Source organism: Nakamurella panacisegetis (genome assembly GCF_900104535.1).
Taxonomy (GTDB): Bacteria; Actinomycetota; Actinomycetes; order Mycobacteriales; family Nakamurellaceae; genus Nakamurella; species Nakamurella panacisegetis.
On sequence record NZ_LT629710.1, the window covers coordinates 1,303,291 to 1,319,136 of the forward strand.

General features: G+C 70.2%; 16 protein-coding genes. 4 read left to right on the plus strand and 12 right to left on the minus strand.

Features of this window, described 5'->3' with window-relative positions:
* The first annotated feature begins 20 nt into the window (after nt 1-20).
* The 3 genes from BLS97_RS05695 (at nt 21) to BLS97_RS05705 (ending at nt 4,108) form a co-directional block, all read left to right on the plus strand.
* A complete protein-coding gene (locus BLS97_RS05695; protein ID WP_090481440.1) occupies nt 21-1,376 on the plus strand; it encodes an aspartate aminotransferase family protein in 1,356 nt (451 codons plus the stop codon).
* 186 nt (nt 1,377-1,562) lie between these two features.
* Entirely contained in the window at nt 1,563-2,960 is a 1,398-nt protein-coding gene (locus BLS97_RS05700) for an NAD(P)/FAD-dependent oxidoreductase (protein ID WP_090475007.1), read from the plus strand.
* Between the two features lie 212 nt (nt 2,961-3,172).
* Complete coding sequence (locus tag BLS97_RS05705) at nt 3,173-4,108, plus strand: type IV toxin-antitoxin system AbiEi family antitoxin domain-containing protein (protein WP_090475009.1); 936 nt, start codon at nt 3,173-3,175, stop codon at nt 4,106-4,108.
* Nucleotides 4,109-4,135: 27 nt separating this feature from the next.
* On the opposite strand, the gene BLS97_RS05710 is transcribed toward BLS97_RS05705, so the two are convergent.
* From BLS97_RS05710 to BLS97_RS05735, 6 genes are all read right to left on the minus strand, one after another.
* Complete coding sequence (locus BLS97_RS05710) at nt 4,136-5,476, minus strand: aspartate aminotransferase family protein (RefSeq protein WP_090475010.1); 1,341 nt, start codon at nt 5,474-5,476, stop codon at nt 4,136-4,138.
* A 30-nt stretch (nt 5,477-5,506) separates the two neighbouring features.
* Complete coding sequence (locus tag BLS97_RS05715; RefSeq protein ID WP_157695214.1) at nt 5,507-5,680, minus strand: hypothetical protein; 174 nt, start codon at nt 5,678-5,680, stop codon at nt 5,507-5,509.
* 212 nt (nt 5,681-5,892) lie between these two features.
* Nucleotides 5,893-6,774, minus strand: a complete 882-nt coding sequence (locus tag BLS97_RS05720; RefSeq protein WP_197676422.1) for an HAD family hydrolase — start codon at nt 6,772-6,774, stop codon at nt 5,893-5,895.
* A 55-nt stretch (nt 6,775-6,829) separates the two neighbouring features.
* Nucleotides 6,830-8,125, minus strand: coding sequence for a D-arabinono-1,4-lactone oxidase (locus BLS97_RS05725; protein ID WP_090475014.1), 1,296 nt, complete (start codon nt 8,123-8,125; stop codon nt 6,830-6,832).
* Complete coding sequence (locus BLS97_RS05730) at nt 8,122-9,324, minus strand: amino acid deaminase/aldolase (RefSeq protein ID WP_090475015.1); 1,203 nt, start codon at nt 9,322-9,324, stop codon at nt 8,122-8,124. Before BLS97_RS05730 ends, BLS97_RS05725 begins: the two co-directional genes overlap by 4 nt.
* Nucleotides 9,321-9,920, minus strand: coding sequence for a TetR/AcrR family transcriptional regulator (locus tag BLS97_RS05735; protein WP_172832224.1), 600 nt, complete (start codon nt 9,918-9,920; stop codon nt 9,321-9,323). The genes BLS97_RS05730 and BLS97_RS05735 overlap by 4 nt, the downstream gene beginning before the upstream one ends.
* A gap of 193 nt (nt 9,921-10,113) precedes the next feature.
* On the opposite strand from BLS97_RS05735, the gene BLS97_RS05740 reads away from it, so the two are divergent.
* Entirely contained in the window at nt 10,114-11,277 is a 1,164-nt protein-coding gene (locus tag BLS97_RS05740; protein WP_090475019.1) for an MFS transporter, read from the plus strand.
* Here BLS97_RS05740 and BLS97_RS05745 read toward each other — a convergent pair.
* Genes BLS97_RS05745 through BLS97_RS05770 form a run of 6 tightly spaced genes read right to left on the minus strand, consistent with a single transcriptional unit; the run spans nt 11,261 to nt 15,755 of the window.
* Entirely contained in the window at nt 11,261-11,992 is a 732-nt protein-coding gene (locus BLS97_RS05745; RefSeq protein WP_090475021.1) for an urease accessory protein UreD, read from the minus strand. The two genes, BLS97_RS05740 and BLS97_RS05745, sit on opposite strands and share 17 nt — an antisense overlap.
* Entirely contained in the window at nt 11,989-12,732 is a 744-nt protein-coding gene (gene ureG, locus BLS97_RS05750) for an urease accessory protein UreG (protein ID WP_197676423.1), read from the minus strand. Before ureG ends, BLS97_RS05745 begins: the two co-directional genes overlap by 4 nt.
* Entirely contained in the window at nt 12,725-13,405 is a 681-nt protein-coding gene (locus BLS97_RS05755) for an urease accessory protein UreF (RefSeq protein WP_231988378.1), read from the minus strand. Before BLS97_RS05755 ends, ureG begins: the two co-directional genes overlap by 8 nt.
* Nucleotides 13,405-15,108 carry an urease subunit alpha gene (locus BLS97_RS05760; protein ID WP_090475023.1) on the minus strand — a complete coding sequence of 568 codons (1,704 nt, stop codon included), beginning with the start codon at nt 15,106-15,108 and terminating at the stop codon, nt 13,405-13,407. Before BLS97_RS05760 ends, BLS97_RS05755 begins: the two co-directional genes overlap by 1 nt.
* Complete coding sequence (gene ureB, locus BLS97_RS05765) at nt 15,108-15,443, minus strand: urease subunit beta (RefSeq protein WP_090475025.1); 336 nt, start codon at nt 15,441-15,443, stop codon at nt 15,108-15,110. The genes BLS97_RS05760 and ureB overlap by 1 nt, the downstream gene beginning before the upstream one ends.
* Nucleotides 15,444-15,452: 9 nt before the next feature.
* A complete protein-coding gene (locus BLS97_RS05770) occupies nt 15,453-15,755 on the minus strand; it encodes an urease subunit gamma (RefSeq protein ID WP_090475027.1) in 303 nt (100 codons plus the stop codon).
* Nucleotides 15,756-15,846 lie beyond the last annotated feature (91 nt).

Sequence of the window (15,846 nt, forward strand, 5' to 3'; positions counted from 1 at the left end):
CCTATGACGTGGGGAACACGATGAGCACCAGCAAGGCCACCGACCATCTCTGGATGCACTTCACCCGGATGGGGAGCTACGACAATGCACCGGTTCCGACCATCGAACGCGGTGAGGGCAGCTACATCTTCGACACCAACGGCCGCAAGTACCTGGACGCCCTGTCCGGGCTGTTCACCGTCCAGGTCGGCCACGGCCGCGAGGAACTGGCCAAGGCCGCGTACGAGCAGGCCAAGAAGCTGGCCTTCTTCCCGATCTGGTCCTACGCCCACCCGACGGCCATCGAACTGGCCGACCGCCTCGCCGCGCTGGCCCCGGGTGATCTGAACAAGGTGTTCTTCTCCTCCGGCGGCGGCGAATCGGTCGAGACGGCCTGGAAGGTCGCCAAGCAGTACTTCAAGCTGATCGGGAAACCGGCCAAGCACAAGGTGATCTCGCGGGCCATCGCCTATCACGGCACCACGCAGGGGGCGCTGTCGATCACCGGCGTCCCGCCGTTCAAGGAGGCGTTCGAGCCGCTGGTGCCCGGAACCGTCCGGGTCCCGAACACCAACTTCTACCGCGCGCCGGAATTCGTCGCCGACGACGAGAAGGCGTTCGGGCTGTGGGCGGCCAACCGCATCGAGGAAGCCATCCTGGCCGAGGGTCCGAGCAGTGTGGCCGCCGTCTTCCTCGAGCCGGTCCAGAATGCCGGCGGCTGTTTCCCGCCGCCGCCCGGCTACTTCGAGCGGGTCCGGCAGATCTGCGACGAGCACGACGTGCTGCTCATCTCCGACGAGGTCATCTGCGCCTACGGTCGCCTCGGCACCATGTTCGGCTGCGAGAAGTTCGGCTACCAGCCCGACATCATCACCACCGCAAAGGGTCTGACGTCCGGCTACTCGCCGCTCGGCTGCGCCATCATCTCCGACCGAATCTACGAACCGTTCAGCAAGCCGGGCGTCACCTTCGCCCACGGCTACACCTTCGGCGGCCATCCGGTGTCGTGCGCGGTGGCGCTGGCCAACCTGGACCTGTTCGAACGGGAGGACCTGCTCGGGAACGTGCTGCGCAACGAGAACGCCTTCCGGACGACACTGGAGAAGCTGTACGACCTGCCGATCGTCGGCGACGTCCGCGGCGACGGCTACTTCTACGGGATCGAGTTGGTCAAGGACTTCAAGACCAAGGAGACCTTCAACGCGGACGAGTCGGAGCGGGTGTTGCGGGGCTATGTGTCCGGCGCGTTGTTCGAGAACGGCCTGTACTGCCGGGCCGACGACCGCGGCGACCCGGTCGTCCAGGTCGCGCCCCCGCTGATCGCCGGCCAGGATGTGTTCGACGAGATCGAGCAGAAGCTCCGTATCGTTCTCACGGAGGCGTGGAACCGGATCTGACCCAGCCCCGGGCAGGCCGGGTCGTGTCCTTCACCCGACCGGACCACCTCCCGTTCGGCGTGGATCAACTTCATAGGCGTGGATCAACTTCGCAGGCATGGATCAACTTCGTCGGAATGGGACCAGAGTGACGGAACCGAGCAACTTCGTCCATGTCTGCGAAGTTGATCCACGCCGGAGGCGGGGATGACGGCGGATCGGTCGACCTCCACCGGCTACCGCGGGCTCAGCCTCTGGCTGGACCGGGTGGCCGATCCCCTGATCCCGCGTCCGGCTCTCGATCACGATCTCACCGCGGACGTGGCGATCGTCGGAGCCGGTTTCACCGGGCTGTGGACCGCGTACTACCTGCAGCGGGCCGACCCGACGCTGCGGATCGTGTTGCTGGAGAAGGAGATCGCGGGGTTCGGGGCGTCCGGCCGGAACGGCGGCTGGTGTTCGGACCTGTTCCCGGCGTCCTGGGACAAGATCGCCCGCCGGCACGGCCGCGCATCGGCGCTGGCCATGAAGGCAGCGATGCGAGCCGGCGTCGACGAGGTGGGTGCGGTGATCGCGGACGAACGGATCGACTGCGGCTGGGCCCGCGGCGGCACCATCGCCTTCGCCCGGTCCCGGGTCCAACTGGAGCGGGCGGTCGCCGAGGTGGAGAACGCCCACTCGTGGGGCGACACCGATGACGATCTCCGCCTGTTGAGCAGCGCCGAGGCCACCGAGATCGCCTCCGCCGACAGCATTCTCGGCGCGACGTTCACCCCGCACTGCGCCACTATCGATCCCGGCGCACTCGTCCGGTCGCTGGCCGACCTCGTCGTCGCCCGCGGCGCCGAACTGTACGAGGGGAGCGCCGTCACCGAGATCCGGCCGCACCGGGTCGTCACCGACCACGGCACGGTCACCGCCGACGTGGTGGTGCGGGCGACCGAGGGTTACACCTCGGCCCTACCCGGGGCCCGCCGCGAACTGGCCCCGATCTACTCGCTGATCGTGGCCACCGAGCCGCTGGACGAGGCCACGCTCGCCGCCGTCGGCCTGGCCGCACGGCCGACGTTCGCCGACCACCGGCACATGATCTGCTACGGCCAGCGCACCGCCGACGGGCGGATCGTGTTCGGTGGTCGTGGCGCCCCCTATCACTTCGGATCGGTCACCTCGCCGGGCTTCGATCGCGAGCCGGAGGTCTTCGACTCCCTGCGGCACAACCTGATCGACATGTTCCCGGCTCTGGCCGGAGTGAAGTTCACGCACTCCTGGGGCGGCCCGCTCGGGGTGCCACGTGACTGGCACGCCGGGGTCGGGCTCGACCCGGACACCGGGTTCGCCTGGGCCGGCGGCTACGTCGGGGACGGCGTGTCCACCTCCAACCTGGCCGGGCGGACCCTGGCCGATCTGATCACCTCGTCCGGCTCCGAGCTGACGGGACTGCCGTGGGTCGGGCACCGGTCCCGCAAGTGGGAGCCGGAACCGTTGCGCTACCTCGGGGTCAACGCCGGATTGCGCGTGATGGACGTCGCCGATCGCCGCGAGTCCCGGACCGGCAGGCACTCCAGCATGGCCAAGGCGTTCGGCCGGTTCCTGGGCGGCTGAGTCGCAGGGGCGCTCAGATCGCCGTAGCAGCAGCGATCGGCCCGCGCCGGGGTGATCGGTCGTCCGCCGATCGACCGGGTCTCATCGTCCAGCCCGGGCTACCGGCCAGTACGTATGGATCTGTCGTTCGAGTACGAACGACAAATCCATACGCTGATGACGATTGTGGACAGCCGCGGCCCTCGCCCTGCTCAAAACGGCACGCTGAGTGCGTGTATCACCGCCACGAGGTGCCACCCGAACTCGAACGTCTGGCCCGCGCCCAGTCCGGCGTCCTCGTGCGCACCCAGATCCTGGGCTGCGGGGTGTCGGACAACGTTCTCGACCGTTTGGTGTCCGCCGGCCTCTTCGGCCGGATCGAGCGCGGTCTGTTCGCCTACCCCCACGGGACGCCGCCCTGGACGGGGTGGGTCTGGGCCGGAGTCCTGATGGGTGGTCCCCACGCCCGGGCCGGCGGGATGACCGCGGCCCGGCTCCAGGGCCTGGCGGACCAGCAACCGCAGACCATCGACATCCTGACGCCGGCCGGAACGCGTCCGGCGGCCCGGAACTGGGTGACCTTTCGGGAGGAACGTCCTGGGGTCCGCTCGATCTCGACCCGGACGGAGCCGCCGTGCACCCGCATCGAGGACACGGTGCTCGACCTCTGCACCGCGGGCCCGGCCGCGGCCATCGAATGGATCACCGCAGCGATCCAACGCCGCCTGACCTCGCCCGAGGCACTGCAACGGGCCCTGCAGCGGCGCCGCCGGATACCAAATCGCCGGTTGATCACCGGGATCATCGCCGACGCCGCCGACGGCGTGCATTCCAGCCTCGAATACCACTACCGGCACGCCGTGGAGAAGGCGCACAGCCTGCCCCGCGGCCAGCGGCAGCAATCACGGGGAGCCCGTCGGGAGTTCGTCGACGTGCTGTACGCGGACTATGCCCTGGTCGTCGAGCTGGATGGCCGCCTGGGCCACGTCGGCCGGTTGCGGGACCGGAGGCGGGACAACGTCCACACCAAGACCGGTTCCCCGTCCCTGCGCTACGGCTGGACGGAGGTCACCCAGGAATCGTGCGAGGTCGCGTTGGAGGTGGCCGAGGTACTGATCGGCCAGGGATGGTCCGGCTCTCCCGGGCACTGCCCTCGCTGCCTGCGCTGACCTCGACCCCGGAGCGTTCGGATGCCCCTACCCCAGACCCATCCCGCCCGCGACCTCGCCGATCGCCTGGTCCAGCATCTCCAGGCCCTCCGCCAGCTCGCCGGCGGAGACGGTCAGCGGCGGCGCGATCCGGAAGGTCCCGCCCATACCCGGGATCTGGACCACGTTCATGTGCAGGCCGAGATCCAGGCAGCGCCGGGTGACGGCCGCGCCCAGCGCGTCGGACGGCTCCTTGGTCGAGCGGTCCAGCACCAGTTCCAGCCCGGCGAACAACCCGCGCCCGCGGATGTCGCCCACCACCTGGTGACGGCTCCGGATCTGCTCCAGACCGGCGCGCAACACCTGCCCCTTGGCCAACGACTGCTCGGCCATCCGATCCCGTTGCAGGACATCGAGAACCGTCAGCCCGACGGCGGCGACCATCGGATCGGACACGTGGGTCGTGTAGAACAGGTACCCCAGCGCGTGGGCCCGCTCCTCGATCTCGGCACTGGTGACGACGGCCGCCAGTGGCAGGCCGGCGCCGAGGGTCTTGGACAGGGTGATGATGTCCGGAACGATGCCGTCACGCTCGAAGGCATACCAGGCTCCGGTCCGGCAGAGCCCGGTCTGCGCCTCGTCGAGGATCAGCAGCATCCCGCGTTCGCGACATTTGCGTTGCAGCGCAGCCAGATAGCCGATGGGCGGATCGATCAGCCCACCCGAGGAGAGGATCGGCTCGACGATGCAGGCGGCCAGGCTGCCCACGGACTGCGCATCGACCAGCTCGAATGACAGATCCAGCTGCCGCTTCCAGTCGAACTCGCCGGCGGCGTCGACGAAGTCCGGTCGGTACGCATACGGGGTGGGGATGGCGATGTTGCCCGGAGTGGCCGGGCCGTAACCCTTCCGACCCGAGCTGTAGGTGGCCGCCGCGGCGCCCGAGGTCATGCCGTGCCAGGAGCGGCTGAAGGAGACGATCTCGAACTTCCCGGTGACCAGCTTCGCCATCCGGATGGCCGCCTCGTTGGACTCGGCGCCGGTGGTCAGCAACAGCACCTTCTCCAGCGTGGCTGGCAGCGTGTCGGCCAGCCGCCGGGCCAGGTCCACCACCGGACGGGACAGCATGCCGCTGAACAGGTGGTCCAGGGTGCCGACGGCCTCCCGGACGGTGGCGACGATCTCGGGATGTGAGTGCCCGAGAATGGCGCTCATCTGCCCGGAGGTGAAGTCCAGCAGCCGGCGGCCGCTCTCGGTGTACAGATAGCTGCCGGCCGCGCTGGCGATGATCTCGGGCGTGAAGTGACCCCCGTACCGGATCAGGTGCCGGTCGGCATCGGCCCAGAACGTGGTGGAGTCGGCGCTGGTCGGCTCAGAGGTCGTCGTCATGACCGAATCATAGGAAACCCGGGTGGCACCTCAGGTCAGACGGAACTGCCCCGACCGGGTGGCGTAGGTGTTCCGGTCCTTCTCCTTCGAGCAGCGGGTGCACGCCCGGTATCCCTGCTTCTCCAGGCCACCGGACTCCGGATTGGGATCGGGGAAGTCGACCAGGCGGTGCAAACCCAGCCGGCACAACCACGGCTTGTCCATCGGCATTCTCCCGCAACGCGATCCCCTGGCCCCGAGGCCATGGTCGCGTCGAGTCGTCACCCGCGTCAAGAGCCACTCGGGTCACCGTCCTCGGTCGTGACCGGGACGAGCACACCGTGGCCCGGTCATCATCGGACGGCGGCACCGGGATGAGTCGCCGCCGGTGCTCTCCGGGCCGCCGCGCCGGCCATCGACGACGGGGTCGGACGAGGTCAGAACCAGCGTTCCAGCACGGCCGCCACCCCGTCGTCCCCGTGGTGCGGGGCGATCTCGCTGGCCACGGCGGTGACCTCGGGGTGGGCGTTACCCATGGCCACGCCGTGCCCGGCCCAGGTCAGCATCTCCAGGTCGTTGGGCATGTCGCCGAAGGCGATCGCTTCGGCCGATTCGATCCCCCACGACTGCGCGAGCCGGGCCAGCGCGAACCCCTTGTTGACTCCGGCCGCGGCGACCTCGATGAGGCCGTCGTCCGTGGAGTAGGTGACCGACAGCTGGTCGTCCACGCCGGCCTCGGCCGCACTGAGGCGGGCTGCGGTGGCCAGGCTGTGCGAGTCGCCCGGGCCCCTGACCAGCAGCTTTCCGGCCGGATCGGCCAGGATGGTTGACCGGCGGCCGACCCGGTGCTGGCCCTGCCCGAGCAGCCAGGGGTGACGGTAGGTGTCCTCCGCCCAGAAGTCGTGCTCCAGGCTCCCCAGTCGCTCGACGGCCACCGAGATCTCCAGACGGCGCGACAGGGCCGCCGCGAAGGCCTGCATGGCCGACGGCAGCATGGGGGCGCTGGCCACGATCTCGCCGCTGCCGATGTCGAACGTGACGGCCCCGTTCATGCAGACCGCGGTGCCGCTGAACCCGGCATCGATGGCCGGCCCCAACCAGATCACCGGGCGGCCGGTGGCGATGACGACCCGCGCCCCGGCCTGACCCGCTCGCCGCAGAGCCGCGGCGTTGCGCTCGCTGACCCGGAGCCCGTCAGCGCCGAGCAGCGTCCCGTCCATGTCCGTGACGACCATCTTCGGCGTAGCCGACAGCCGGGAGGAGACCAGGCCGGCACCGACGGACGGCGCGGCGTTCAAGGACAGATCGGGAGCAGACACTGCCTCATTGTTCCAGGCGCGCTGGCGCGGCCCGCACCGTACGGCCCTGGGTTCGCTACGGGCCGAGCACCCGGTCCAGGTAGGGGTTGGCGAACCGGCGATCCGGGTCCACCGTGTCCCGGACGGCGAGCGCATCACCGAACCGCGGGTAGCGCGCGCGTAACTGTTCGTGGCCAAGGGAATGCAGCTTGCCCCAGTGCGGGCGTCCGCCGAAGGCCAGCAGCACCTCCTGGACGGCCAGGAAGTACTCGGCGAACGGATCCCGGTGGTAGCGATGCACGGCGACGTAGGCGCTGGGGCGGCCGTACGCGGTGGACAGCCAGACATCGTCGGCCGCGGCCACGCGGATCTCCAACGGGAACGAGATGCGCCAGCCCTTGCGTTGGATCAAGGTCCGGATTTCTCTGATCGCCTCCGGTATCGCGTCCCGGTCGATGGCGTATTCCATCTCCCGGAAACGGACCCGGCGCGGCGAGGTGAAGACGGAATACGAGTCGTCGGTGAATGTCCGCGTACTCACCAGGTGGGCCGCCACGCGGTTGATCGTCGGAACCACCTGCGGCACCAACCATCCGAGCCCACAGGTAGCGGCGAACAGTCCGTTGGACATCGCCTCGTCGTCCAGCGTGGACCGCCACCGGGGCAGTGGGCGACGGCCGGATTCGAGCCCAAGGCGGGTATTGGACTTCACCAGCGCGGTGTCGGTGTGCGGAAACCAGTAGAACTCGACGTGGTCGGCGCCGGCGGTGATCTGGTCGAAATGCTCCAGCACCGGGGCCAGGGGCATCGGATGCTCATCGGCCGCCAGCAGGAACGCCGGCACGCACCGGATCGTCACCTCGGTCAGCACCCCGAAGGCGCCGAGCCCGATCCGCGCCGCCTGGAACAGCTCGGGCCGGACGGTGCCCGAACAGTCGACGACGCCACCACCGGCCAACACCAGCCGCAACCCGGTGACCTGTGCCGCGATGCCCGCGAAAGCCGTTCCGGTTCCATGGGTTCCGGTCGAGATGGCCCCGGCCACGGTCTGGGTGTCGATATCGCCCATGTTCTCCAGGGCCAGGCCGTACGGCCGCAACAGGGCCGGCAGGTCACGCAACCGGGTCCCCGCCCCCAACGTGACCTCGTGCCCATCGACCCGGCGCACGCCGCTCAGCGCGTCCAGCCGCACCATCACCCCGTCGGTGGCGGCGATCGGGGTGAAGGAATGCCCCGCTCCGACCGGTCGTACGCGGCGCCGGTCGCCCGCCGCCCGACTCAGCAGGGCGACGACTTCCGTTTCGTCACGCGGGGTCTCGATCGAGGTCGGATGAGCCAGCACCGAACGGCCCCAGTTCCGCCACGCCGTCACAGGAAGACCTGCCCCTCGCCGCGATAGGTGGGCAGCACATCGGTGATCCGGCCGTCTTCGACGAGGTGGAATTCGTTGAGATGCTCGGCCGGCTCACCGGCCTTGGCGTGCCGGAGCCAGATCTGTTCGCCCACGGCGAGGTTCCGGGCACGGCGCCCCCGCAGTGGGGTCTGCACCTCGCCCGCGCCCTCGAGATCGACGTATTCCAGTCCCGGCGGGTCGGCGATCACCGGAAGTCGATCGGCACCCACCGGGCCGGACGCCACCCAACCACCGCCGAGCATGGTGGCCACCGAACGAGAAGGCCGCCGCACCACCGACATCACGAAGTACATGGCCGGGTGGGGGTGGAAGGCGCCGTAGTGGTCGAACAGGCCGGGGCCGACCAGTCCGGACCCGGCCGCCAGTTCGGTGACGGCGTCCTCGGCGGTGGTCGTCTCCAGCGAGCCGGTCCCCCCGCCGTTGACGAATTCCAGGTCGGCCACACCGCGCACGGCGGCCACCACCAGCGCCCGCCGCTCCAGGAGCTCCGCAGCCGAACGGTGCTGCATCGCTCGCACGAGCCGCGGCCGAAGCCCGCGTCCGGCATTGCCGACCCCGGCGATCTGACCCTCGTAGGCCATCATCCCGACCAGCCGGAAGCCGGGACGAGCCGCGATCAGCCGTGCGAGGGCCTGTGCCGCATCAGGGGTCCGGACGGGTGACCGGAGTGCCCCGGCCTTGATCGGACCCTTCCGGAACCCCGCGTCCAGTTCGATGCACACCCGGATGACATTTCGCCGCGCCGGCGGGAGAACCGCGTCGATCAGATCCAGCTGGGCCGCGTCGTCGATCATCAGCGTGACCGCCGCCGCCGCTCCCTCGTCGGCCGCGAGCTGAGCGATCCCGGCCCGATGGACGCTCGGGTATCCGACCACCAGATCACGGAAGTCCTTGCCGTACAGCCACAACGCCTCCGGCAGCGTGTAGCAGAGCAGTCCGGCGAACCCGGGCCGCGCGAGCGTGTCGGCCAATACCTGGCGGATGCGGATCGACTTGCTGGCGATCCGGATCGGTTTGCCGGCCGCTCGGCGCCGCAGATCGTCGGCGTTCCAGTCGAGCGCGGCCCGGTCGAGCACGCCGAACGGCGGGTCAAGGTCGGCGGTGGCGGCGCGCAGGTCCGCAATGCCCGGGATCGCCGCGCCGGCTCGGATCGTCATGAGACGGGCCGGGCGTGCGTGGCGAAATCGGCCGCGAACGCGGCCAGGGCGGCATGGGCGGCCGCGCTGTCCCGGTCGACCAGGTAGTGCAGGGTCAGACCGTCGAGCACCGTCACCACTTGCCTCGCCAGCACTTCCTTGTCCAGGTCCCAGACGATCTGACGGATCTGTTCGAGCTGGTCGAGGGTGCCGCGCACCCCGTCCAGATAGCGGCGGTACTGGAAGCGGGCGATCTCGCTGGACCGCGGATCACGCAGCACCGCGGTGGTGATCTCGTACAACACCTGATGCAGACCCGGTTCCGCCTCCACCGCGTCCCAGTAGACCCCGAAGGCACGGGTCACTGCCTCTTCCATCGAGCCGTCCGTGCCGACCGCGTCCATGGACGCCGAGACCTGCGCGGCCAGCAGCCCGGCGGCCACCTCGCGCAGCAGTTCGTCCCGGTTGGTGAAGCAGTAGTGGAACACGCCCTGCTTCATCCCTGCCTCGGCACAGATCGCCCTGGTCGTGGCGGCCGCGAAACCGTCACGGACGAGCACCCGCCAGGCCGCCTCCAGCAACAGTTCTCGCCGCTGCGCCACGGAAATGCGAGGCATGGCGTCCCTTCCGGAACCTCGAACGGCAGGACGGCGACTGCGCGCCATGCAGGTACGCAGCCGCCGTAGTGGACCACTGTGCGGGCGCCGGGTCTCCGGCGTCAAGCGTTCACCGGAAGATTGTTGGTCAAGTGACCAAGTTGAGTCCCTCGATGTATTGACGCGGTCACCGAACCACGTCGATAGTGACGCAATGGGGCAACTCGGACGGTCGCGGGCAGGTGTCGCCGCGGCGTTCTTCGCCCAAGGCCTGGGGTTCGCAGTGGTGCTGACCCATCTCCCGGCGGTCAAGGACCGGTACGGACTGGACGACCTGGCCATCACCGGAGTCATGTTCGCGGTGGCCGTCCTGGCCGGGCTCGGGTCGACCGCGGCCGGGGCCTTTGCCTCGCGTCGGGGCAGCGCGACGTCCCTGCGGGCGGCCCTGGTGATCGCCGCGTCCGGTCTGGCCGTCGCCGGCCTGGCCGATGACCTGGTCGTCTTCCTGATCGGGGTCGGCCTCTACGGCCTGGGCCTCGGCACGGTGGACGCGTCGGAGAACATGCAGGCCGTTGCCCTCGAGGCCCGGTACGGCCGATCGATCCTCACCTCCTTCCACGCGGCCTGGTCGGCCGGCGGCATCGTCGGGGCGCTCTACACCGCGGGCACCCATTCCTGGACACTCACCGCGGCGCTGGTGCCGACGGCCGTCGTCATCGCCGCCATCGCCCTGGGCCCGTACCTACCCGGCATCGAGGCGGCCCCGGACACCGAGGCCGCCGCCCAGCTCCCGTGGCGCCCATTGCTGCTGCTGGGGGCGGCGTTGGTGCTGTTCTACATCGCCGATTCCGCGGCGTCGTCCTGGTCGACCATCTACCTGCGTGACGGCCTGGCCGCAACCGCCGGCGTGGCCCCCCTGGCCTACGGCGCCTACCAGACGACCAGTCTGTTGTCCCGGGTGGCGGGCGACTTCCTGGTGCGCCGCAGCGGCGCGGTGACCGTGGTCCGGATGGCCGCCGGTATCGGCGCGGTCGGCTTGCTCCTGGTCGTTCTCGCCCCCGGGCCGGCGGTGGCCATCGCCGGATTCGCCGTGCTCGGAGCCGGCCTCGCCGTGGTCGCGCCGCTCACCTTCTCGGCCGCCGGCGTGCTGGCCGGCCAGGGCACCCCGGAGGAACGCCGTCGGCGGGCCGATGTGCTGGTGGCCCGGCTGAACCAGTTCAACTACCTGGGATTCGTGCTCGGCGGCGTACTGACCGGGCTGGTGAGTTCCGGCAGCTCGCTGCGCTGGGGCTACGTCGTGCCGCTGGTGACGACGGCGGTTCTGGTTCTGCTGGCTCCCGCGTTCGCCGCCCGACGGGCGGTCACCACCCCGGCCTGAGGTGGGCGGCGCGGGCGGCGGCACTCCAGGCGACCCACCAACCGGGCACCGGAGACCCGGCCAGTCCCGACCGCAGCACCCTGGCCACGGCACCCTCTCCGTCCAGTGCGAAGTGGTGCCCGACCGGGATGCTCGGGGCGTTCGGGACCGCCGCGCCGGCCAACGTGAGGGTGTCGATGACGCTCGCCCGTCCGGCCAGGCCCGGGAGCTCGCGGGTCGCTGGGTCGCGGAGGTCGAGATCCTCGACCAACAGCGGCCCGTCCGGGCGTTCGATCCGGTTCTGAACCCGCACCGCCCCACCGACCTGCCCACTCCGGCCCAGCACGACCGTTTCCCGGATGCACATCACGGCCCCCGCGGCCAGATCGAAACGGCTGTGCCGCAGCGTGTTCGCCCCGTCCGAGACGACGAACGGTTCGCCCGGCCAGAGCAGCATCCCGCCCGCGTCGACGGTGACCTGGACGTTCCACCAGGACGGCGCGCCGCCGGCGTCGTAGGCCACGGTCCCGGCCGTCTCCACGATCTCCAGCCACGCCCCGGGTCCGACCCGCAGATCCAGCTCCACCCGGTCCTCGCCGAGCAGGAGCGCCGTGGTCGCCACCAGGGCCACCTTCGCCCCGGTGGCGTCCTGACGCACCAGCCGGGGCGCCAGGTTTCCGCCCGTCATCCGCAGCCGGGATCGACCCTCGCCGGCGTCGACGCCGACGAACGTCACGCGTGGGGGTGTTCGTGATCGTCGTGGCGGTGGCTGTGTTCGTCGTGGCGGTGGCTGTGCGGAGCCATCGGGCCCGGGTCGACCGGGACATGGTGGCCGGATCGGAACGACGTCAACACGCTCCGCACCCAGTCCTTGAGACCCTCGATCGACTCGGCGTCGGTGCGCGACAACGCCAGTACCGGCCGTCCGTCGCGGGCCCGGCGCCCGTCGGCCACCATCTGCGCGACGTCCACCCCGACGTACGGCGCGAGGTCGGTCTTGTTTACCACCAACAGGTCGGCCCGGCCGATACCGGGACCGCCCTTGCGGGCCACGTCGCCGCCGCCGGCCACGTCCAGGACGAAGATCTGCGCATCGACCAGGGCCGGGGAGAAGGTCGCGGTCAGGTTGTCGCCGCCGGATTCGACCAGCACCACATCCAGTGGGGCGAAATCACTCTCCAGGTCCTCTACGGCGATCAGGTTCGCGGTCACGTCATCCCGGATGGCGGTGTGCGGGCAGGCGCCGGTCTCGACGGCCCGGATGCGTTCCGGGTCCAGCACTCCGGCCGACCGCAGGAAGCGAGCGTCCTCGTCGGTGTAGATGTCGTTCGTGATCACCCCCAACCGCAGCTCGGCGTTCATCTCGCGGCAGATCAGCGCGATCAGCGACGACTTGCCGGTGCCGACCGGGCCGGCGACTCCGAGGCGAAGGGATCGGGTGGCGGACAGGCCGGGGACGGATTCCAGATCAGGCACGGAACAACCTTTGCGTTGTGGTGGAGTGGATCTCGGCCCACTGCTCGATGAGCGGGGCGCCGAAGGCCGGGATCTGGTCGGGTTCGGTGAGGCCGGCGACACCGGCGGCCATCCGTTCGATCACCGGCTGCGCCCCGATCACCCAGGCCGTGGCCTCCAGCGGATCGAGCGGGGCGATCTTCAGAGCCGCGGCGGCTATCGTCTGCGCCTCGTCGTACCCGATCAGCCGGGCCAGCTGGGCCGGGTTGAGTCCGGCGCACGCGGCCGCCACCCCGAGAACCACGGCCCGCCCCGGGCGTTCCACCGCACCCAGGGCGATCACTGCGCGGTGGCGCGGCCAGAGCCGGGCGACCAGCCGCTGGTAGCCCCGACCGAGCAGGACGGACGTCTCGCGCAGGGCCGGGCTGATGGTCCGGGCCCGCCAGGCCCGGTCGACGCCCCTCAGCCCTGGGGTCGGGTCGGCGCCGAGCGCCCGATGACGCGCCACCACCGCCGCACCGGCCTCGACCGCGGTCACCGTCGTCAACCGAGCCCGGATGTAGGCCGGTACGTCTGCCGGCGGCAGGCCGGCGTTGATCGCCGGTTCCAGCCCGGCCGACTGGGTGTGGGCGCCGGTCGGCAGCCGGGCGTCGGAGAGCAGCATCAACATCAGTTCGGCCGGTCCGTCCGGCATCAGAACATCGAGTAGAGCTGGGCCAGCGGCAGGACGGACGCCGGAGCGGGTTCGATGAGCTCCCCGTCGACCTTGATCGCGAACGTCTCCGGATTGATGTCGATGTCCGGGAGGGCGTCGTTGTTGATCATCTGGGCCTTGCCGACCTCACGCGTCGGGCGGACCGCGACCAGATCCCGGCGCAGTCCGAGCCGAGTGGCCAGACCGTCTTCGACCGCGGCCGGCGCGACGAAGGACACCGACAGGTCGGCCCCGATGGCGTCGCCGAACGATGGGCGCATCAGCACCGGTTGCGGGGTCGGGATGGACGCGTTCGGGTCACCAAGGGCGCCCCACGCGATGGCGCCGCCTTTGATGACGATCGACGGGCGGACGCCGAAGAACTTCGGCTCCCACAACACCAGGTCGGCCAGCTTGCCGACCTCGACGCTGCCGATCTCGTGGTCGACGCCGTGCGAGATCGCCGGGTTGATGGTGTATTTCGCGATGTACCGCTTGGCCCGGAAGTTGTCCGCCGGTTGGGAGCCGCCGATGTCGCCGCGCCGCAACTTCATCACGTGGGCCACCTGCCAGGTCCGGGTGACGACCTCGCCGATGCGGCCCATGGCCTGCGCGTCGGAGGAGGTCATCGAGATCGCACCCATGTCGTGGAGGACGTCCTCGGCGGCGATGGTCGTGGCCCGGATCCGGGACTCGGCGAACGCGAGGTCCTCCGGGACCGCCGGGTTCAGGTGATGGCAGACCATCAACATGTCCAGGTGCTCGGCCACGGTGTTGACCGTGTGGGGCAGTGTCGGGTTGGTCGACCCGGGGAGCACCATCGGCAGCCCGGCCAGCTTCAGGATGTCCGGGGCGTGGCCGCCCCCGGCCCCCTCGACGTGGAACGCCGACAGGGACCGGCCGGCGATGGCGTCGATGGTCGACTGCACGTACCCGGACTCGTTGAGCGAGTCCGAGTGCAAGGCAACCTGCAAACCCCACTCGGCCGCGCCGCGCAGCGCCGCGTCGATCGCGGCCGGGGTGGAGCCCCAGTCCTCGTGCACCTTGTAGCCGCCGGCCCCGGCCAGCGCCTGCTCGGCCAGGCCGGCCGTCGACACCGTGTTGCCCTTGCCCAGCAGCAACACGTTGACCGGCAACGCATCCAGGGCGCGATGCATCTTCTCCAGATGCCAGGCGCCGGGGGTGACGGTGGTGGCCTTGCTGCCCTCGCTGGGGCCGGTGCCGCCGCCCCCGATGGTCGTCAGCCCGGTGGCCAGGGCCTCGTGGATCTGCGACGGGGAGAGCAGGTGCACGTGCGAGTCGAAGCCGCCGGCGGTGAGGATCTTGCCCTCGCCGGAGATGACGTCGGTCGATGGCCCGATGTGCAGATCCGGGTGCACTCCGTCGGCCACATCCGGGTTGCCGGAACGGCCGAGGGCCACGATGCGGCCGTCGCGGACCCCGACATCGGCCCGGACGACGCCCCAGTGGTCGAGCACGATGGCGTTGGTGATGACGGTGTCGACGGCGCCCTGGGCCCGGGTCGTGCTGCCCTGGGCCATCGACTCCCGGATGGACTTGCCGCCGCCGAAGACGGCCTCGTCGCCGCCCGCGGTGTAGTCCTTCTCGATCTCGATCCACAGGTCGGTGTCGCCCAGGCGCACTTGGTCGCCGACCGTCGGGCCGTACAGCGCGGCGTATTCGGCGCGGGAGATCTCGACCATCAGAGCACCCCGCCGTCGGTCTTGATCTGGATTCCCGGAATGCGGCGCAATCCCCGGAAGGCCACCGCGGCAACGTCTCTGGAGGCGCCGGGCTCGAACCGGCGGGACGTTCCGGACGGAATGTCCAGCCGGAACCCGTGCGCGGCCGTTCGGTCGAACTCCAGTGCGGAGTTCGCGTCCGGCAGGTGCAGGTGCGAGCCGATCTGGATCGGGCGGTCGCCGGTGTTGACGATGTGCAGTGAGATCCGTTCAGAGTCCGTGCGGTCGCCGTTCAGCACGACGGTGCCGTCGGCCGTGCGGATGGCCCCTGGGCCGGTGCTGCTTCCCGATGCCATGGTGGCTCCCTACGCGATCGGCTGGTGGATGGTGACGAGCTTGCGCCCGTCGGGGAAGGTGGCCTCGACCTGGACGTCGGGCAGCATCTCGGCCACCCCGTCCATCACCTGCTCCCGGGTCAGGACCTCGCGGCCGGCCGCCATCAGGTCCTCGACACTGCGGCCGTCGCGGGCCCGCTCGATCACCCAGGTCGTCAGCAGGGCAACGGTTTCCGGGTAGTTCAGCTGCACGCCGCGGTCCAGCCGGTCGCGCGCCACCATGCCGGCCACCGACAGCAGCAATTTCTCGGTATCGCCTGGTGTCAGATGCATCTGGAACGTGCCTCCTGGTCTCGGGCGGGCCGTGCAGCGCGCCCCGCCGCTCTCGGCTCGCCGCACCTCCCCGCTTCTGCGAACGACGTCG